This window comes from Alkalihalobacillus bogoriensis ATCC BAA-922, assembly GCF_000621445.1.
Lineage (GTDB): Bacteria > Bacillota > Bacilli > Bacillales > Bacillaceae_F > Bacillus_AO > Bacillus_AO bogoriense.
On sequence record NZ_JHYI01000041.1, the window covers coordinates 1 to 20,148 of the forward strand.

21 protein-coding genes are annotated in these 20,148 nt (G+C 33.8%); 15 read left to right on the plus strand and 6 right to left on the minus strand.

From position 1 onward, the window contains the following. The 3 genes from T323_RS29205 to T323_RS0114740 all read left to right on the plus strand — a co-directional run. A partial coding sequence (locus T323_RS29205) for a hypothetical protein (RefSeq protein WP_035178855.1) occupies positions 1–450 on the plus strand: 450 nt, incomplete at its 5' end. Then, positions 451–1,077 carry a hypothetical protein gene (locus T323_RS0114735; RefSeq protein WP_026673964.1) on the plus strand — a complete coding sequence of 209 codons (627 nt, stop codon included), beginning with the start codon at positions 451–453 and terminating at the stop codon, positions 1,075–1,077. A 47-nt stretch (positions 1,078–1,124) separates the two neighbouring features. Continuing rightward, on the plus strand, positions 1,125–1,304 hold the full coding sequence (locus T323_RS0114740; protein ID WP_026673965.1) for a hypothetical protein: 180 nt from the start codon (positions 1,125–1,127) through the stop codon (positions 1,302–1,304). Between the two features lie 59 nt (positions 1,305–1,363). Here T323_RS0114740 and T323_RS28890 read toward each other — a convergent pair whose 3' ends face one another. From T323_RS28890 to T323_RS26830, 3 genes are all read right to left on the minus strand, one after another. Beyond that, positions 1,364–1,534, minus strand: coding sequence for a hypothetical protein (locus tag T323_RS28890; protein WP_156942459.1), 171 nt, complete (start codon positions 1,532–1,534; stop codon positions 1,364–1,366). Between the two features lie 126 nt (positions 1,535–1,660). Next, complete coding sequence (locus tag T323_RS0114750) at positions 1,661–1,981, minus strand: hypothetical protein (RefSeq protein ID WP_026673966.1); 321 nt, start codon at positions 1,979–1,981, stop codon at positions 1,661–1,663. Next, positions 1,982–2,410 carry a hypothetical protein gene (locus T323_RS26830; RefSeq protein ID WP_035178859.1) on the minus strand — a complete coding sequence of 143 codons (429 nt, stop codon included), beginning with the start codon at positions 2,408–2,410 and terminating at the stop codon, positions 1,982–1,984. A gap of 451 nt (positions 2,411–2,861) precedes the next feature. Between T323_RS26830 and T323_RS28065 the strand changes: the two genes are divergently transcribed. The 10 genes from T323_RS28065 to T323_RS0114805 all read left to right on the plus strand — a co-directional run bounded on the left by T323_RS28065 (position 2,862) and on the right by T323_RS0114805 (position 13,605). Further along, complete coding sequence (locus tag T323_RS28065; RefSeq protein WP_051556551.1) at positions 2,862–3,302, plus strand: helix-turn-helix domain-containing protein; 441 nt, start codon at positions 2,862–2,864, stop codon at positions 3,300–3,302. 285 nt (positions 3,303–3,587) lie between these two features. Beyond that, complete coding sequence (locus tag T323_RS28070; protein WP_051556552.1) at positions 3,588–4,688, plus strand: hypothetical protein; 1,101 nt, start codon at positions 3,588–3,590, stop codon at positions 4,686–4,688. A 149-nt stretch (positions 4,689–4,837) separates the two neighbouring features. Next, complete coding sequence (locus T323_RS0114770; protein WP_026673967.1) at positions 4,838–5,434, plus strand: restriction endonuclease subunit S domain-containing protein; 597 nt, start codon at positions 4,838–4,840, stop codon at positions 5,432–5,434. Beyond that, positions 5,431–6,960, plus strand: a complete 1,530-nt coding sequence (locus T323_RS0114775; RefSeq protein ID WP_026673968.1) for a type I restriction-modification system subunit M — start codon at positions 5,431–5,433, stop codon at positions 6,958–6,960. The genes T323_RS0114770 and T323_RS0114775 overlap by 4 nt, the downstream gene beginning before the upstream one ends. A 21-nt stretch (positions 6,961–6,981) precedes the next feature. After that, a complete protein-coding gene (locus T323_RS0114780) occupies positions 6,982–7,287 on the plus strand; it encodes a hypothetical protein (protein ID WP_026673969.1) in 306 nt (101 codons plus the stop codon). Continuing rightward, on the plus strand, positions 7,256–7,444 hold the full coding sequence (locus T323_RS29320) for a hypothetical protein (RefSeq protein WP_026673970.1): 189 nt from the start codon (positions 7,256–7,258) through the stop codon (positions 7,442–7,444). The genes T323_RS0114780 and T323_RS29320 overlap by 32 nt, the downstream gene beginning before the upstream one ends. Then, positions 7,437–8,714, plus strand: a complete 1,278-nt coding sequence (locus tag T323_RS0114790; protein WP_156942460.1) for a restriction endonuclease subunit S — start codon at positions 7,437–7,439, stop codon at positions 8,712–8,714. The genes T323_RS29320 and T323_RS0114790 overlap by 8 nt, the downstream gene beginning before the upstream one ends. A gap of 46 nt (positions 8,715–8,760) precedes the next feature. Next, positions 8,761–11,862: a type I restriction endonuclease subunit R gene (locus T323_RS0114795; RefSeq protein WP_026673972.1), complete on the plus strand. Its 3,102-nt coding sequence runs from the start codon at positions 8,761–8,763 to the stop codon at positions 11,860–11,862. An 18-nt stretch (positions 11,863–11,880) separates the two neighbouring features. Further along, positions 11,881–12,606 carry a M48 family metallopeptidase gene (locus T323_RS0114800; protein WP_026673973.1) on the plus strand — a complete coding sequence of 242 codons (726 nt, stop codon included), beginning with the start codon at positions 11,881–11,883 and terminating at the stop codon, positions 12,604–12,606. A 15-nt stretch (positions 12,607–12,621) separates the two neighbouring features. Then, the gene (locus T323_RS0114805; protein WP_026673974.1) at positions 12,622–13,605 is read left to right on the plus strand and encodes an SH3 domain-containing protein; all 984 of its coding nucleotides are present in this window, start codon (positions 12,622–12,624) and stop codon (positions 13,603–13,605) included. A gap of 59 nt (positions 13,606–13,664) precedes the next feature. Here the strand turns inward: T323_RS0114805 and T323_RS0114810 are convergent, their stop codons facing one another. The 3 genes from T323_RS0114810 to T323_RS0114820 form a co-directional block, all read right to left on the minus strand. Next, a complete protein-coding gene (locus T323_RS0114810) occupies positions 13,665–13,949 on the minus strand; it encodes a hypothetical protein (protein ID WP_026673975.1) in 285 nt (94 codons plus the stop codon). Beyond that, positions 13,927–14,922, minus strand: a complete 996-nt coding sequence (locus T323_RS0114815; protein ID WP_026673976.1) for a ParM/StbA family protein — start codon at positions 14,920–14,922, stop codon at positions 13,927–13,929. The genes T323_RS0114810 and T323_RS0114815 overlap by 23 nt, the downstream gene beginning before the upstream one ends. Positions 14,923–15,082: 160 nt before the next feature. Next, the gene (locus tag T323_RS0114820) at positions 15,083–15,934 is read right to left on the minus strand and encodes a hypothetical protein (protein WP_026673977.1); all 852 of its coding nucleotides are present in this window, start codon (positions 15,932–15,934) and stop codon (positions 15,083–15,085) included. A gap of 140 nt (positions 15,935–16,074) precedes the next feature. Between T323_RS0114820 and T323_RS0114825 the strand changes: the two genes are divergently transcribed. Together T323_RS0114825 and T323_RS0114830 are read left to right on the plus strand one after the other, a co-directional pair. Beyond that, positions 16,075–16,779 (plus strand): helix-turn-helix domain-containing protein, encoded by a 705-nt coding sequence (locus tag T323_RS0114825; protein ID WP_026673978.1) that lies wholly within the window; start codon positions 16,075–16,077, stop codon positions 16,777–16,779. Between the two features lie 154 nt (positions 16,780–16,933). After that, entirely contained in the window at positions 16,934–19,291 is a 2,358-nt protein-coding gene (locus T323_RS0114830; RefSeq protein ID WP_026673979.1) for a hypothetical protein, read from the plus strand. Positions 19,292–20,148: the final 857 nt, after the last annotated feature.

Consider the following 20,148-nt stretch of genomic DNA (forward strand, 5'->3'; position numbering starts at 1 on the left):
GATTGTTTATCAAAATATACAGAGCCTAAAATTTATTTACTTCCCGAAACAAAGCGTGAAGAATTAAGGGCTTTTGACAACAAAGTTAAAGAGTTGTTTGTACAAATAGCTACCAACATAATGGGCGACAATGAATGCTCAATAGATGATGAAAATCCAGAAATAAAGGTTTCGGTGAACGGTAGTTTGACTGAACGACAGTATGAAGAAATGGAACAGGAATTTGGTAAGTTGAGAGAAGAATACTATTCGATTCGTGATCAACTTGTAAGTGAATATGACAGCTTCAAAGAAAAAATTTTATCGTTCATAAAAAATAATTATTCAAATCATCCATGGTTTTATAAGAATATATTAAGAAGTATTCCATCAAAAGAAGAATTTGCTTATAGTTTTGACTTGTATTTTCTAAAAATTGGCTACGTAGAAAGCATTCAGGAGGTATATTAAATGTCAAAATTGCAATTGAATATAGTTAAACCAATTATTGCTGTACAAGACCTTGCAATAGAAATAAATCCTGAGCACTTTGATATAAAAAGCTATCATTTTTCTGTACCTTTTATTCAATTTGATTTTCTTCCTGAATTCAAGGCTGATCCATTACGTGAGTTTAAAAAGAAGGTATACGATGATATCAATGATACTGCGGTATCAAAAACATGGGCTGATCATTTACAAATAGAAATTTATGGAGCAGAAGATGATTTTGATAGTGATTTCGTTAGTTACAAAGATAAAGACATTCGCTTCGATGAACATGTATTCTTTATGACAAATGAAACGCTTGAAAGCTTTAAAGAAAGATATGAATGGTATAAAGAAGAATTCGAAGCACTGCTTGAATATATAACAAATGATAGTGAGGCTATGGTCGATTCAGCTCTCAATAGATTAGTAGGGGAATTTCCACAGTTAACAGAACTTAAAGAAAACATCCGTAAGAGACTTACTGAAAAAGTAGATTATTTAGAATGTAGTCACATGAGGTTAGAAGTAATCGAAGTAAACTTAGACAAATCAGACCGAATTATAGAACAAATTATGAAAAAGCAAGATCTCTGGCAAATGGTTTAATAGATGAGATTAAAAGAAGGAATAAAAATAAATATACAAATGTAGTAATGGCGAAGAAGATAGATAAGGCTATTACTGAAATAAAGCAATATAACGTAACAAATGACAGTAATATAAACGAGGCAATAGGGTATCTAACTGAATTAAAGGCTTTATTTGAAAAGGGAGAAGAAGTAGACGAAATGTTAGCTGAAATTTGGAATGCAATATATAAGCAGAAGGCTTAAACGAGTTAACAAGATAGATTTAGAGAAAGGAGAAATGTAGTCAGCATCTCTCCTTTTTCTTATTTTTGCTCCTGTTTTAATCGTTCCAGCTCTTTTTCAGCAATTTCTTGTAAGCCTTTTTGAAAATTCTCTGAGTTCCAAATTGCCATAGGTTCTTTTCCGCTCAAACGTGCAACTTCAGTGGCAATTTGAAAAGCATGATCTCTTAAGTCTTTCGGTACTGTAGTCATGTAACGGCTCCTTTAAGAACGTATATTCTTATTTTATTCGAGTTAGAAAAAAAGGCAAGGATTTATAGAATATTAAGTATGGTAAAATAGGAAAGTTTGTATTATTAGATAGATTATTTTCATCTTTTATTTTTTTAGGTGAAACTGAATATTGCCACCAAATAATTTTTGTGCACTGTATTGGGTTGAAATATCTCCAATATTAACAATTATTGGATTGTTGATTTCTGTGTTAGTAATGACTATTCTATATTCACTTTGATTGTCGAAATATTTATCTTTCCAGAAGAAAATTTCATTATTATTTTTTAAATAAGATTCTATCCTCTTAGAATTATTCGTTCTGTAGTCATCATAATTTACTTTAGCTGAAACAAAACCATAACCATTTTTTGAGAATGCTCTTTCAACCCTTTCAATAAAGCTGTTAGGATCAATAATTAACAACTAATTTCCAAACTCACTGATCATTTTTTCTTGAGCTTCTTCCGAATAATCAAATTCAGCAATATAGAATTCTTTATTTTCGCCAACTACAACTAAATTGTCACTAATAAGTGCAAAAAGGCAGAAAACAGGTCTTTTTTCATTTTCTTTTACTCTAAGGTTGCTCCTTGCTCCTGTTCCCTCTAATGCAAGATTACCTGTTTCATTATCATACATCCGAAATTTTATATTAGCCATTACTTGCGAAGCTTCTAATTTATCTCCTACCCCTCTATCTCCCGTTTCAATTTCTCTGTCAATATAATATCTAAAGTTGTTCATGTACAAATTGCCACGCATTAAGTCCGCAATAAAAGGGGTGAATTTAAAAAAAGCAATTATAGAATCTTTGTATTTTGGTATTTCAGATAATTTTATTCTTGTTTTCATTTACTTTCCCTCCGCTTCTTATATTTATAATTCGTCATCCTAAAAAATCCACCTTTTCAGCTATGATAATTCAATAAAAATCTACTTATTCGTAATATCTTTAAGGACGGTTATATACTCTTTTAAGTATGTTAAATGAAACTAATATGCAAGACTTTCATATAAACTATGGAAGCTGTATCCTAACTTCCTACCAACCAAGCTTTTTATATGAATATCGTTCATATGTTTTACAGAAAATGCACATAACGTATATGAAAAATATGCATATAACTTATGTAACTTGTTCATAAAATTACACATCCACATAACTGTAATGCCGAATTTGAGAAGCCGTTACTATCAAATTTTCTGTTTTTAAGTTATAAAATCACTCTACTAATCTATAATATAAAGATTTTTAATCAAAAAGGATTTCCATAATGGAAAAAGTAGAACAGGAGTGATTGAAATGAGTAAAGGTAGAAAACAAATGCCACAGGAATTCGGTAAACTGATTCGTAGGTTAAGAGAAGAAAAGGGCTATAGCTTAGAGCAACTATCTAAAAAAGTAGATGTAAGTGCAAGTTATGTTCATAGGATCGAAACGGGCGAAAAGAAGCGACCGAGCTTCGTCATTATTGAGGAAATTGCAGAAGCATTAGATGTGGATGTGTTTGATTTGTTGCAGATATCTAACACAGCACAGGATCATAAAATCAAGACATTAGCTGAATTATTATACTGTCATTCATCTGTTACAGCAGATGGTGTTACCCTTCACGCTGATGCAAAAGAGGCTTTATTAAATGTAATTGACGAAATTATCAAGGCAAAGTGGAGTCACTCATCAATGATTGATGATATTAACAAAATTAGTACAGCCATTAGTAAATTTAAAGAAGTGTTTTAATTGCTGAAAAGGGAACAGATTAGTTCTGTTCTCGTCATACATAGAGTAGAGTTAAGGGAAAAGGGGAAGGTATAAATCTATTGACATTAAGAACGTATATTCTTATAATGACGTAAATGATAGATAAGGAGGCAAGGAGTATGGTTTTACGGACTATAAAAAAGATTCAAGGGAAAATAGAAGAGCAAAGTTAAAAGGAGCATTGTGTAGCCTAACGGTTATATAATGCTTCTATTTTTTTGTCAAAAATAATTTACAAAATATTGATAAGGAGGAAGCGTGAGGATGAGTATTAACGGTTCAAACAAAGAGGCTGTTTTCTGTTGGGCTTTGCTAAAGTATCCAAACATATTAAAAAGGGCATTACATTTGCCATTAGCAAAAATAGAATTAGAGAAAAAGGTAAATGGAAAAGACATTGATATTTATGCCATGGACAAGAATCGTAATCTCAATGTTTTAGTCGAAGTTCAATTAACGAAAGCACATTCTACTTATGTAAAGCGTATGAAAGAAATGATAGCGTTAAATCCAGATTCCGTACTTGTGTGGATTGCCAGCGAGTTTGACGAGAGTCATATTCGAGAAATGGAAGATTACATAAATGAAAATGCCAGAAATGTTGACTTTTATGCGATAGAAATTGATCCGAATGTGTTACCGATTTTACAAGAATTGAATGAGTTGTACAAGTTAGAAATCTATGATGAATTATACAGGATAAGAGAAATGGGGAATGTAATCAACGTTCGTTATATAAAAAAGCAAATCCCTGCAAATTTCATAGGACAAGCTTCTTTTGCTAAGGTAGGGTTTGACTTTACGAAAATAGAAGATGTGAAAAGGGCGTTATTACAAGAATTACGAGAAAGGATGCCATATCTTTTAAACTTATATTACAACAAGAAGGCATCTAATAGTAATCCAGCTCTAAGTGTAGGAGCAGGTCTTTACGGTCTTTCCTTTAAGTGTGGCACAAGGGATAAAAACGGCTTATCTTTTGTTGAACTCTATTTTGATATTTCGAAAATTGATATGTATGAAAAGTTCAAATCTCTAAAAAATCAAATGACAGAAAGGATTAGCCGAGACATAAAAATTATTGATCGTAAAATTGGAGTTTATTTTGAACCTTCTGACACATATGAAGAAACATTTGCAATTATCGCTAAACTGTTTGAACGATTTTTACTCTTTTTTAGTCCGTACATTTTTAGTGTTAAAGAAATTAAGGATGAAGGAATAGATGTGAGAAAGTCATTTACCGATGGTGATAGAGGTTATGGATGTCGCATAATGCTGAATACTATGGAAAATCATATTGAAACAGAAGATAGTATTCGTATAGCGGTAGAAAATGAGGCAGATTATTTTTTGTACAAGTGAATACAACCACTTCTATATATGCAGGTTAGTAGGTCTACTAATCTGTTTTCTTTTTTTCTAAAAAAGATTGATTATATTACCCAAATCGTTATATACTGCATTTAACATCAAGTCAAATTAAGTATTTGACAAAATGGAGGTGAGTTAGGGTGCAACTTGAGCAGATTGCAGAAATCAAAACAGGTATAGTTTTAACGAGGAAAAAGGCTGATGTTGATATGAACGTTAAAGCAAAGTATCGTTTGCTTACGTTAAAAAATATCAATGATGACGGTACGCTTAATAATGAGGAGTTTGAATTGTTTGAAAGCAACGATATTTTAAGTCCTCATTATTTTACAGAAGAAGGCGATGTCATTATCCGATTAAGTCATCCCAATACAGCTATTTATATTGATAAATCACATTCAGGACTGTTAGTACCATCATACTTTGCTATTATAAAAGTAGACAAAATAAGATGTTTGCCAGCATATTTAGCTTGGTACTTAAATACAGAAGCTGTAAAGAAAGAATTGGAGCGTTCACAAGCGGGTTCACGAATACCGACAACAAACAAAAATACGCTAAAGGCAATAACAATTCATGACATTCCAACTCAGAGACAAGAGGCACTAATTCAATTACTATTGTTGCATCAGAAAGAAAAGCAACTTTATCAAAAGTTAATAGAAGAAAAGGATAAGTGGTTTAAATCAATTACAGATAAAATCATTCAAGGAGAAATCAAGGAGGAAATAAAATGAGTGAAAAAGTAACGCAAGAACAAATTAACTCAATACTATGGCAGGCGGCCGACACATTTAGAGGAAAAATAGATTCAAGTACATATAAGGATTATATCCTAACGATGCTGTTCGTGAAGTACCTTAGTGACGCTTACAAAGAAAGCGTAGAAGAGTATACGAAACGATATGACGGTGATGAGCAACGAATACAACGTGCAATATCAAGGGAACGTTTTGTATTAGATGAACAATCCACATTTGAATACCTTTATAGCAAGCGAAATGATCCTGAAATCGGTGAAATTATCAACAAAGCATTGGAACGTTTAGAGAACGAAAATACAGGTAAGTTACGTGGGGTATTCCGCAATATAGATTTTAACTCAGAGGCAACATTAGGAAAGGCGAAAGAACGAAATGCGATTTTACGTTCATTGTTAGAGGACTTCAATAAGTTAACCCTAAAGCCTTCTGTGGTCGGAAATGAGGATGTCATTGGCGATGCGTATCAGTTTATGATTGAACGTTTTGCTGGAGACGCAGGCAAGAAGGGTGGGGAGTTCTATACTCCGACAATGGCTTCTGAATTGTTGGCTCGTCTTGTAAAACCACAGGAGAATGATAGAATATACGATCCCACTTGTGGCTCTGGCTCTCTATTGATTAAAGTAGCCAATCAAGTACCGAATAAAAAAGTAGCGGTTTATGGACAAGAACGTAATGGGGCAACACACTCATTAGCACTAATGAATATGTACTTGCATGGTATTGACGATGCAAAATTGGAGTGGGGAGATACATTAGCTAATCCACTTCATTTAGAAGATGGAAAGCTTATGAAATTCCAGGCAATTGTAGCTAACCCCCCATTCTCATTGGATAAATGGGCGATGGGATTTGCGGGAGAAGGGACAAATGATAAGAAGTTTAAAATGGAAGCAAGCCTTGATCCACATAGACGATTCGAGTGGGGAGTAGCACCATCATCTAAGGGAGATTATGCATTTGTTCAGCATATGCTTTATTCGTTAGCCGAGAACGGTAGAATGGCAACAATCCTTCCCCATGGAGTTTTGTTCAGAGGAGCAAGTGAAGGGAAGATTCGTAAGCAAATCATTGATATAAACCTGTTAGAAGCAGTGATTGGATTACCAGAAGGCTTATTTTATGGAACAGGAATTCCAGCTTGTATTATGGTATTTAAGAAAGATCGTAAACGAAAAGATGTACTATTCATTGATGCTTCTGGAGAAGGGAACTACGAAAAAGGAAAGAACCAAAACAGGCTAAGAGAACAAGACATTGCAAAAATTGTAGAGACGTATGACACATGGGAAACGATTGATAAATACTCCTATGTAGCAACATTAGATGAGATTAAAGAGAATGACTACAACTTAAACATTCCACGCTATGTAGATACATTTGAAGAGGAAGAGCCTGTTGATATGGAACAAGTTAAAGAGAATATTGCGAATATTAAGCTGGAACTTAAAGAGGTTGAGGCAGAGATGGAGAAGTATTTGAAAGAACTTGGGCTATAGAAATTATGAGAGGGAAATCAAATGTCCGATATTGAAAAGTACAGTGACCGAACATTTGAAGAACACAAGCAAGTAAATGAATATGGAGAGGATTTCTGGTATGCGAGGGATTTAGCTCAAATATTACAAACGGTTTGTGTAAATAGTGGATATAATCCAGAAGACCATTTTTCCTACATGGGAAAAATGGTTCAACTCGGATCAGGTGCAACAAGAGAAATAGAAGAGTGGGAACTTTTACGTTATGCATGCTATTTTATTGTCCAAACTCGTAAACAAGAATTGCAAGAGCAATTTGAAACTCATACAAGGAAAATACAATGCTAACCGTACTCATTATGAAGTCGGTAAAAAGGTACGACAAACGGTTGAAGAACTTGGGAGAACGATGCCAGAAGATTTGTCAACACCTGAGAAAAGTATTAAACAAATTGAGAAGATGGAAGAAAAGAAGAGGTTGGGAAATGGTGACGTAGATGTATAGTGAAAATATTATTGTAACGAAAAAATATAACATAGAGTTAATGGTAGGTGATGATATGGTTAGTGAGGAAAAAAATAATAATTTGATGAAATATAAAGGTATGTTAATTCCAAATGATTGGATAGTAAAAAAGTTTAAAGATGCTGTTGTAATTAAAACAGGACAGGTTAATCCTACAAAACAACCTTATTCCGAAATGTATCATGTTGGGCTTGTAAATATTGAAAAATATACAGGTAGGTTACTTAATGTTAAGAAAGCTAAAGAAGAAAAAGTTTCGAGTGGAAAGTATCTTTTTCAGAAAGGCGATGTTTTGTTTGGGAAAATAAGGCCTGAATTAGCAAAGGTTTGCTATACAGAAATTGATGGTATATGTAGTGCAGATATATATCCACTAAAAGAAACTGAGTTTGTTGATTCAATGTTCCTTAAATATGTACTTTTAGATATGAGGTTTTATCAATACTCTGTATCTTCTTCTATGAGGACAGGTCTCCCGAAAGTAAATAGAGAGGATTTAGGTGGATTTGATTTAATTTTACCTCCGAAAGCTGAACAAAAAGTAATAGCTACTATACTCTCTACTTGGGATAAGGCTATTGATCTAAAAGAAAATCTCATTGAACAGAAAAAAGAGAAGAAAAAAGGTTTAATGCAGAAATTGTTGACAGGTGAAGTAAGATTGCCAGGGTTTAATCGAGAATGGAAAAAGGTTAGGTTAGGAGAGGTACTAAAGGAACGCAAGGAAATAGGTTTTGCGGATTTGGAGCTTTTAGCTATAACATCCAAAAATGGTGTTGTTCGAAGAACAGAAGTTGATATTAAAGATAATTCAAGTGAAGATAAAAGTAAGTATAAAAGGATTCTTCCAAATGACATTGGATATAACACTATGAGGATGTGGCAAGGTGTTTCTGGTGTATCAAAATATGAAGGGATTGTTAGTCCAGCCTATACTATTTTAAAACCAACTGAAAAGGTTAATTCGGATTATATGGGGTATTTATTTAAGTTGCCAAGTGTAGTGAATCAGTTTAAAAGGCATTCTCAAGGATTAGTAAATGATACATTAAATTTGAAATATGAGAACCTAAAAGTAATTAAAATAGTCTTACCGATGGATATAAGTGAGCAAGTAGCAATAGCAAATGTTTTGAAATGTATTGATAGAGAAATTGGTGTTTTGCAAAAACAATTGAATTCTATAAAACAACAAAAAAAAGGTCTCATGCAACAACTTCTAACAGGAAGAATTCGAGTAAAGGTTTAACTCCCTTTACTCCTTTTCCCTTATTCTCTACTATGGGGGTGTAATCGTGTCAAACAGGCAAAGTTATGATGAACAAACGATAAGTCAACAGCCTGCCATTGAAGTTCTAACAGGTTTAGGCTATAACTACATAACGGCAGAACAAGCAGAGCAAATGCGTGGTAATCTCTATAATGTTCTCTTGAAAACTGTATTGGAAAAGAAATTGAAAGAGTTAAACTCTTTTGAGTATCAAGGAGTCGCTTACTCTTTTAGCGATAATAATATCAATCAAGCGATTCGGGATTTAGATGAACCTTTGACTGATGGACTCGTAAAAACAAACGAGAAAATCTATGAAACATTGATGCTGGGTCGAAGTTATACTGAGTTTTTACCAGATGGCTCAAAGAAATCATTTACCATTCAATTTATAGATTGGGAGAACATAGAGAATAATGTTTTCCATGTTGTCGAGGAGTTTTCCGTTGAACGTGAAGATGGTCGTGGGAACGCTCGCCCTGACATTGTCCTCTTTGTGAATGGTATTCCTTTTGCTGTTATTGAATGTAAAAGATCATCCATTAACGTTGGGCAAGGCATTGAACAAATGATTCGTAACCAAGGAAAAGATTATATTCCTCAGATTTTCAAGTATGTTCAAATTGTCATGGCAACTAACAAAAATGAAACTCAATATGCTACGTGTAATACTCCTAAGAAATTCTGGTCGATTTGGAAAGAAGAGAAGGAAGAATGGTTGCAAGAGCAGTTAAATAAAACAGTAGTTAACCGACTGCCCACCACTCAAGATAAAAACATCATTTCTTTATTTCATCCAGAGCGTCTCCTTGAATTAACTCATTTTTTCACTTTATTTGATAAAGATATTAAGAAAATAACTCGATATCAACAATATTTTGCGATTAAAGAAATAATTAAAACAATTGAAGAAAGTGATGAGTTTGGAAATCGTCAGTCGGGCGTGATCTGGCACACCCAGGGTTCTGGGAAATCACTTACAATGGTAATGCTTGCAAAGTTTATTTTAGCAGAACTCATGAAACATGATCCAAAGGTTGTTGTCGTTACTGACCGAGTGGAGTTAGATAAGCAAATTCATAAGACTTTTAACCATACAAGATTAAAGGCAAGCAGAGCAACGACAGGAGCACATTTGATTGAACTAATTAACGATAATAATGCGGATGTAGTTACAACGTTAGTCCATAAATTTGATACAGCTTCTACTAAGCAAGAGCCAATACAGTCAAAGGATATCTTTGTACTTGTTGATGAGAGTCACAGAACGCAATATGGTGAACTCCATATTAAAATGAAAAAGGTATTTCCAAATGCTTGTTATTTAGGTTTTACGGGAACGCCACTAATGAAAAAAGAAAAGAGTACGATGATTAAGTTCGGTAAGCTCATTCACACGTACACAATTGCTGATGGTGTTAAAGATAAAGCAATTTTGCCTCTACTTTATGAAGGTAAAATGGTTGACCAAACTGTAAACCAAAAAGCGATTGATAACCGATTAGAAATGATCACTCGCAACTTGAATGATAAGCAAAAAGATGAAGTTATGAAAAAATGGAGTAAGTTTGAACGAATTGCTTCTTCTAATCAACGTATTAGTATGATTGCTTTTGATATTAACCAACATTTTTTTGATAACTATAAAACGCAGGGTTCACAGTTTAAAGCGATGCTGGCAACGAATAGTAAGATTGAAGCGATTCGTTATTTTGAGGCATTTGAGGAATTGGGCGACTTAAATTGTGCGGTTGTTATTTCACCTCCTGACCAAAGAGAAGGGCATGAAGCGGTTGATGAGGAATCAAGGGATAAAGTATTAAACTTCTGGAAAAAGATGATGAACCGTTATGGTAATGAAGAAGCATATGAAGATGCGATTAAAGAAGAGTTCATTCATGGTGATGAAATTGATTTACTTGTTGTTGTCGATAAGCTTTTGACAGGATTTGATGCACCGAGAGCAACCGTTTTATATATTGATAAACCGATGAAAGAGCATACTTTGCTACAAGCTATAGCCAGGGTTAATCGTTTGTACGAAGGAAAAGACTTTGGGTACATTATCGATTATAGAGGATTGTTAGATAAGCTGGATCAAGCATTGGAAATGTACTCTGGAGCAGGATTAGAAAATTTTGATCCTACTGACTTACAAGGTTCATTATACGATGTTATTAGCATTATTGGCTCCTTGCGACAATATCATTCTGATTTACTTCAAATCTTTAAGCCGATTAAAAACAAGCAAGACAATGAAGAGTATGAAGTGTTGTTAGAAGACGAGGAGTTAAGGGAAGAGTTTTATGGTGTGTTGAGTAAGTTTGGGCGTAATCTTGGTATTGCCTTAGAATCGGAAAAGGTTTACAATGCATTGCCCCATGAGGAATTACAAACGTATAAAAAAGATTTCAAGTTCTTCCAAGAACTACGTAAAAGTGTAAAGTTGCGTTACTCCGATACTATTGATCACAAAGAGTATGAAGCAAAAATGCAAAAGTTGATGGACAACTATATTTCAGCAGAAGACATAATTCGTATTACGAATCCCGTTGATATTTTAAATGAAAAAGCATTTGAGGAAGAGCTGGAACGGTTGGAATCCAAAAGAGCTAAAGCCGATGCAATTCGCACTCGTTTAACAAAAAGTGTAAATACGAAGTGGGATGAAAACCCTGCTTACTACAAAAAATTCTCTGAACGCATTCGTGAAGCGATTGAAGCGTATAAAGAGAAGCGAATTTCTGAGGCTGAATATCTAAATACAATGAAAGATATCATGAACGAATATAGAAAAGGTGAGCCTGTGGATGATTTTCCATCTGTTATTAAAGAGAATCGAGCGGCCCAAGCGTTTTATGGCGTTACAAAAGAGATTATGAATGAAGTAAAAGAGAACGCTGTACCTTATGAAACGTTAGGAAGCTTAGCGTTGAAAATGGATGAAATTATTAGAGAATATACAAAAGTGGATTGGCATGATAACATCCAAGTTCACAATAAAATAGCACAAGAATTAGATGATCTTCTATACGATTTCTCAAAAGACAATCAGATTGATTTAAACTTGGATCAAGCAGATAAAATCATTGAGCAAATTAAAACGGTAGCATTAAGACGTTATTAGAGTTAGGTTGTGAACACCATGGAAAAACATCAAATCAAATACGGAGATAAGCTAATTTCATTTGAGTTAGAAAGAAAAAATGTAAAAAATGTGAATTTAAATATCAAACCAGATAGGACTATAACCGTATCAGCAAGTGAAAAAGTACCGCTCGACTTTATATACAGCTTTGTTAAGGGAAAGGGATCCTGGATTACGAAGCAAGTCAAAAGTTTTGAAAATGTTCAGCCTTATAAGCAAAGTGAACGAGAATATGTAAGTGGGGAGTCGTATAAATATCTTGGAAAACAATATCGTCTTCGAGTGAGAACCGTAGAGCAGAAGGAAGAGGTAAAATACTTTCGAGGATTTCTTTATTTATATGTGAAAGACCAAGATAATTATAGTCGCAAAGCAAAATTGATGGAAGAATGGTATCGAACAAAAGCCAAAAATACCTTTGAAAAGTCGTTATTAAAAGTGTATCCACTTGTAGAGAAATACGGGGTAGCAAAACCTGGTGTAGAATTACGAACGATGAAAGCACGCTGGGGATCAGCCTTAGTTGATACAAATACCATTCTTCTTAATACAGAACTAATTAAAGCACCAAAGCATTGCATTGATTATGTCGTACTTCACGAACTTATTCACTTTAAATATAACGACCATAGCGATAGCTTTTATAAAATGCTGTACTCGCTAATGCCAGATTGGGAGAAACGGAAAGCAATATTGGATGAGGAGATTGTGAGAGAGTTGTAAAGGCAGGTGATGATAGTGAATGTTGATATAGAAGGTATTACCAGATTAAATAATTCAATACAAAATATAAGTCAGCAGTATAATAAAATGCTAAAGCCCATCATAGAACATCAAGAGATGATTTCAAGAGTTGCAAACAGTGGTATTCAAGGCATTCTTGGTAGCATAAACAGTATTAGTGATATTTCAATACCGAAATTTAATTTACCTTTGTTTGAAATTCAAAATCAATATGTAGATATGATAAGCAAAATTCAAATGGATTTACCAAGACCTATTATTGATTTTAGCCACTATTCAAATCTGTATACACAATTTTCAAGTTTAGCACAAGTAGGTAATGAATTCGCAAATATGGCTAAAACTATGAATATAGGTATTGCTAACATTGCCGATGAGTTCCATCATATTGATTGGTCTTCAATATTGAGCCAGATTCCTTATCGGGATTTAGTAGATGTGAGACAAGAAGACCATGAAGAAATACAAGCCACTGTAACAGAGGTTTTAGAAGAGTATGACCTTGTGAATCCAAATAAAGGTCTCGAAGAAAAAATAGAGCAACTTACAAATGAAATAAATAGTTTAAAAAAGTCACTTACGACTAAAGATGCAATTAAATTATCTATTATAGCAAATATTATTTTCTCTTTGTTCATGTTCCTTATCGGTCCCTTTTTGCAACCTATAAAAGAGGAATATTCTTCTTTTGTTCATCAAAATGGGAAAGCTGTCATAAAGGAAATCAAAGCCAAAGTTCATAGCGTAATTGAAACAAACGTTGCTTTAAATAATTATAAGATTGTTTCCTCTGAAAGATTAACAGTACGCATAACCAATAAAACAAACTCAAACGCAGTTGGGCAACTGTATTTCGGACAGGTTGTGCAAGTGGTTGAAAGAAAGAGAAAATGGACAAAGGTTAGTTATGTAAATTCTGAAGGTGAAATTATAGAAGGATGGGTTTATTCCCGTTATCTTCATAACCTTATAAAATAATAATAACAAGACAGGATCAGATTATTCTTGTATCCTGTCTTGTTAGCTTCTAAACTCTATTAAAATAACTCATTTATAAGCTCAATCTCTTCTTCATCTAAACGGTCACTCATCAACTTAGTGGTATCATTATTTATAATCAGCTTCTCCCCTTTAGAAAGAAAAGCCAGCAATTCCTCAATTTTTTCTTCTAATGATTTTTCACTTTGTTTTCTCTCGTAATCTTTTTGCAGAACACGACAGATATAATCACTCGAATTTGCTTGTTTAATTACGTGGTCGTAAAGGTGACGATACTCAGTTCGAAATGAAATTGAAATTCTAAGCTTTCGTTCTTCTTTCATGTTGTTTCGCCTCCAGGATGCTCAGGAATGACAATACGTTTGCGAATTGTGAATCGTTTAGAATTATGGCATTAGGAAAATGAGATATCAGATATTTTTTTAAGAGAATGCTACCGCCACCTACCAAGATAATTTCCTTATTAGAAAACGAGATCTTACGGCTTTTAGCGTAATTGATTATTTTCTTAATGTGTTCTTCGATTAACTGCTCAATTAAAGCATTGCTACCTTCCTGCTTTTTACCGTCAATCACTACATATTTGTCCTTCAATATTTGCTCAATATCATCGTCATTAAAGGCAATACCGTAATTAGTAGTAAGGGATTCGGATATTTTTGAACGGAGGATATTTATACCCAATGTGCTTGTGGTCAGGTTGTCATAGACAGGGATAAGGTTGTTAATTTCGAGGAAACTGACATTTAGTGAACCGAAATCACAAACGAGGATTCGTCTGCCTTTAAAGTCTTTTGGATTTGAATAAGTGGGCCCGATTGCCTCTGGAAGCACATAAATTGAAGCGATTCGAAAAGAATAAGGTCGATTATTAACTTCAATTCCTATTACATTTCCTTTTTGTTGAATAAATTGACTGTATTCTTGCTTTAACTTTTCATTTTTAAAAAGGGATAGCGGTGTATTTATTGCTAAATGGATATTTGCTAAAGCAGTTGGACTTTTTACTTTTTGAAGAACTTTAGTAATTGCAAGGTAAATAGAAAGTCGATGCTCCTCGGTTTGTTTAGTCAAATCATAGTTCGTGTTTTCTTCGGATAATAGGTCTCCAACAGCGAACTTTTTTTGATTATAAACTACAATATCAGTCTTTGCCGTTAAATCAGCAATGGAACCATCTATTTCCGCCACTTTGGTTCGAAATCTTCCTTTTTCAATTACATTCACCTCGTTTCTAAAGGCATATTTTGTGTAGCTTTTGCCAGAGTCAACAGCAATAAGAAAGTCGTTATACATTGAATCATCACTCCTTATTATTTTTTTCTTTCTTATATGCGACAAAGTCCTATTTATAACTGAATTTAGTAGAAGAATTGTCGAATGAGGGTTTGAGGGTATGATTTTGTCATAACAACAAAAAACTCTCCATAGTAAAAAGGAGAGTTTGCTCTGTAATTTAATCGCCCCAATATTCTTCTTTCTCTTTCAATCGTTCCCATGCCTCTTCGGGGGAGAGTGGGGTACGAATAGATGTATGAATCTGTCCAGCTTCATCTAAAAATAACTCTCTTACTTCTTCATGACTCATAGGAACCCGCTTATCTTTGAGCAGAACAATTCGTTTAATAATTCCAGGAGCAATGAAAGCATTCGGTTCTGTTGGATCAAAATCTACTCCATCTTCATATGGTTTGCCGTCAATTGTCATCACATTGTTAGGCCCATTCAAGTCTATATACAATACCCCTAAGTAATGACGAAGGGATAGGTCATATTTCGGTATTTTATATAAGTTCTCCGCCATTTTTAACGTAGCGTTGCGGTATAAACCCCATTTGCGTTCGTTTGCTAACTCGATTCGTTCTTCCATCAGTAAGTGCCACTCAATATCACTTTCACTTGGTTCTTTGCCCCATTGTTTATGTAATTTTTCTTTCATGTTCTCATAGCGTTGCTTACTTTTTACATATTCCTCATATGTGCCATTAAGTTTTGCCCAGGCGATCTCAATTTTCTCCACTTGTTCTTCAGTTACAGCTACACGAACACTATCTTTTTCATCGGTATAAGGCAGAGTGCGTACATATACGTCTCGCTTACATTCAGGACAAGCTTTTTTTCGTGTAAGGGGCTTATCGAAATTGGCATGACAATAGGGGCATTCGGCATCTTCTAAGCGTGTCATTCCTTCTTCTATGGTCATTACGGGTTTCGTTGGTGTGGTCTTAGATGGGGGAGTAGACGGTGGTGTTTGTTGCTTGGGTGTGTCTTGGGTGAGCATTTTCTTTAGGGATTGAAATAAGCCCATGTGATCACTCCTATTTGAATTATTTGTAAATAGTATACCATTTTTCTTATATTTTTATTAGGTTGTTATATGTTAGGAAATATGTTTGCTATAATAAAGGAAATGTTGCATACAAGCAATGAAATGGGGAGGTAAGTAAAGTGGAAAACACATTTGGTCAAATCCTGAAGCGAGAACGAAATAAACAAGGTCTATCACTTGTGAAATTGTCTTCTAAAATCAACAATGCAATTAACGCTTCCTATATCAACCGATTAGAAACAGGTGATCAGCAGAATCCAGGATTTACTGTTGTGTGTATGCTATGTTCAGCTCTCAATATAGATATGCGTGAAGTATTTCGAGCGTTTAACTATGAAAGCTTAATTACTAACTATAATAAAGAAGCGGAATTTTCAATTGAGGAATTGATACGACTACACAAAGTAAAAGTACCTATGGAGAATGAGATATTAAGCAAAGAAGAGCAGGAAATGATCATTAACATAATTCAAACGGCATTTCGTATTGCTAAAAGCGATGTCCGTCTTGAAGATTTGTCCCCACTTTTACATGAAATTCAACAGCTTCACGATATCCAAAAGCGTTACGTGGATACTGTTGAAGTAGCCTTTCAATCAAAAACTTTCATTTTTAATATAACAGCTATATTAGAACAAAGTGATCTTAGTAGAGAAGAAGTGATAGAAGCACTTAAAGAGCAAATGGAATACAAGGGAAGTAAACTACTTGATGTTCGTGATGAACTTATCGTTTTACAAATTAAGGAAGAGGTTTGGTTAGCTAAAAAGGTAGATTGCGAAATTACTTTTATATCGAACTATGTTGATCCCGTTTCGTTATAACAGGATGAACTTTAATAGAGTTAGTTTGTAAACTCACTTCGTTTCTTTTAGTAAATAAAAATAAAATTATTGCATATATGTATTGACAATAAGCAATGCACCTTTTAAGATGTTGTTATAAAAATTTGTAACTTTAAAAAAGGAGCTGATTTTTATGATAACAACTCAACTCAATCTAAACATCCCTACTATCTTAGTAGAGCAAAAACAATGGAACTGCTTTCGCTATATGGAAGGTAGTCAAGAAGTAAAAGTCCAGCCATATGATAGAAGGCATGGATTGGGACTAAACATTGTTAATAAAAACAATTGGCTTAGCTATGAGGAGGCTACTGCCAAGCTAAGTGATCAGAAGTTGGATGGAGTAGGTTTCATCCTATCAGAAGAAGATGATTATGTATCCTTAGTCGTCAACAATTGCAAAAATGATACTAAAGAGTGGAGCAAAACAGCTACTTTCACGATGGACAAGTTGAGAGGAAAGGCTTTTGCGGTTTATCTACAGCAATTAAATCAGTTGCAATTCTTGTGCAAAGTGGGACAAGACCTGGAAACATCCTTAATTACGCTTTCTGATCTTGAAATCCACTCAAAATCTTACTTCTTTGCTGTAACCGATGAAACAATAGAGGATTTTGACGTAGTAAGTGATTGTACTGCTGAAATTGAGAGTATTGTTAAGGAATTCAGGGATAAGAGGCAAGGTAATGAAGGAGTAGAAGGTGTAGTTGAAGAAGGTGAACCGTCAGAGCAAAATTGTTCTTCAAATGATAAATTTGTTGACCGTCACTACTTCAATGATTTAGAACAGCAATTAAAAGATGTAAGTCAATGGGATGGAAGTATAATATCTGCTTTTAATAATGAAGCGGGATCGGGCAAAAGTCATTTTTCCTTCGACACTTTTGCAGATATTGCTGTAAATACGGAGCATAAAATACTTTACGTTCAGAGATTTAAAAGGAATGAAGCTCTGGTTCAGACTGTTAACGAAATCAATAAACATGCAGGTGAAAAAGTAGCTGATTTCATTGATGGTGACATTAACAAAGTTACAAGAAACAAAAGGAAAAAGAGCAAGAGAGAAAAGAAGCTAAAGGCAAAAGTATTAGTAATTACTCATAAGATGTATTCGAAAATCTGTAAAGGAGAGTACAGCGATATTATAGAAGGTCGTGAAATCTTGGTTATTGATGAATTTTTTGATCCTGTCGAACGAGTAACAGTTACAGAACAAGATATAAAAGAATTGTGGTATGAAGCAGGTCGTTTTACGAATCAAGCGTTGATTGAAACTCTTGCTAAAGAATTACGAGACTTGTTAGAACTTCACATAGAAAATCCCCGTAACAATAAAAAAATCCCCTTTATTGATTTCCCAAAAGATAAGTACGACTCATATAAAGAAATTCTTCAAGAATTCCTTATTTTAAAAGATACAAAAGCTAAAGAAGAAATAGTGTTTGCAGAAAAAATTCTTAAAATACTTGAAAACGGTTGTCGCTATTACAACAAAGCTTTTCACACATTTGATAACCATTTGAAATTTAAACTACTGAATAATAATATCGTTCTTGATGCAAATGCAGGCTTTGATTACCGCTACCAACTCTCCAAGTTCTTCCATGTACGCCCACAAGATAAATTCTTCTCTTACGAAAATTCTATTTTTACTCATTACAAAGTGAATACGAGCAAGTTAGCACTTTCAAAAAATAGCAACCTTTTTGAATTAGCTTTAAAAGTGCTCCCACTTGATTTTAAAGACAAAACGCTGTATGTGGTGGATAAAGAGAGTGTAGACAAATTAAAAAATGAACTCCACAATTTTCTAAAGTGTCTTCAAAAAAGTGAAGATGAGATTGAGACTATAATGAACGAAATGATAGAAATAGATTACTTTGGCAACTTAATTGGCGAAAACAACTATCGTGATTTTAGCAAAGTGGTTACGCTGAAAACTCCAAATTATGACTATCTAAGCTATGTTCTTCAATATGATTACTTTAAAGGTAGTGAGGAAAAACAGGAAGATATTGAGATTTTTAAACATGAAGGTGTAGAGAGAATCCGAACTACCAATATATTGGGTGAAATCTATCAGGCGTTAAAACGGATCAATCGGGATAATAGTAGACCAGCTGAGTATATAGTTTTCACGTCAAATGATCTCGTTGTAGACCAGCTTATCCATGAGTTTCCTAATATCCAGGTAGAACGTAAAGAAATTGAAATAGCTGACGAAACAGATATTGAAATCAAAAAAGAAAATAAGCAAACCGAAATGAATATACGAAGAAACAAGATTAAGGAATATCTTTTGCAGTGCAAAGAAGCTGGTAAGAGTGAAGTGAGTAAACAGGAAATCAAAGATGCGATTGATTACCATGATGCTAAGAACTTTAGTAAGTTGTTAAATCCGTTAAAAGTATTTTTCGATCAGCATGGTATGATAAACAAAAAATATGCTATCGTAATTGAAGATAATATAAACGAAAAACAGGCATCGTAAATAGGTAAGGTCAGCAGTTATCATGATCAAACTGCTGGCTTTTTTATTTATTGCTGAAACGTAATGCCCCGTTAGCTAATGAACAAATAAAAGAATAAGCAATGGGAAAATAGATTTATAAGAAATCCATATTATGTATAGGAGATATCACAATCAATAGCTTTATAGCAAATAGCATTAGAGCAGTGGTGTAGCAAATCAACATATACAAGGAACTAACAGCAATAGAATGAACTAATGAACAAAGCAATCGGTTTGCTATAAAGCGTTAATTCTTTTGTTGTAGTAATTTTATTTCTTTGAAGCAAACCTTTATTGATAAGTAATTTGCTGTGAAATCTCCTATTTGATGTGCTTTGTTCAATTGCATTCAATGGCAAATAGAAGTAGTAGAAATCTCCACTGTATTATTGGATATGAATGGAAAGACTACTTCTATTTGTGTATCAAAGCAACAATGAAATATGGTTATGGCTATATATCATATTTGCTATGTGCGTTGCTTTGAATAAATGCAATAGAAGCAGTACTAATCATTAGTAGTAATGCTATCATTCATGATTGTGTAGCTTCTATATGTTAGTTTGCATTCATTGCAATGTATATGTAGTAGTTGCAGTGAATTCTCCTATGTTGAATGTTGCTTTCATATTATATGCAATGCAATAGAAGCCATAAAATTTATAACTGAATTCAAGAAATGTTGTTATGCTTCTATGGCATTTTGTTTTCATTACATTGTAGTGATATCTTCTATTTTGCTATTTTCATTGAATTCCATACAATAGAAGAGTATTTCCATATAAAAATAGCAGATTATACGTTTTCTTCACCTTCTATTTGCGTATCTCCAATTT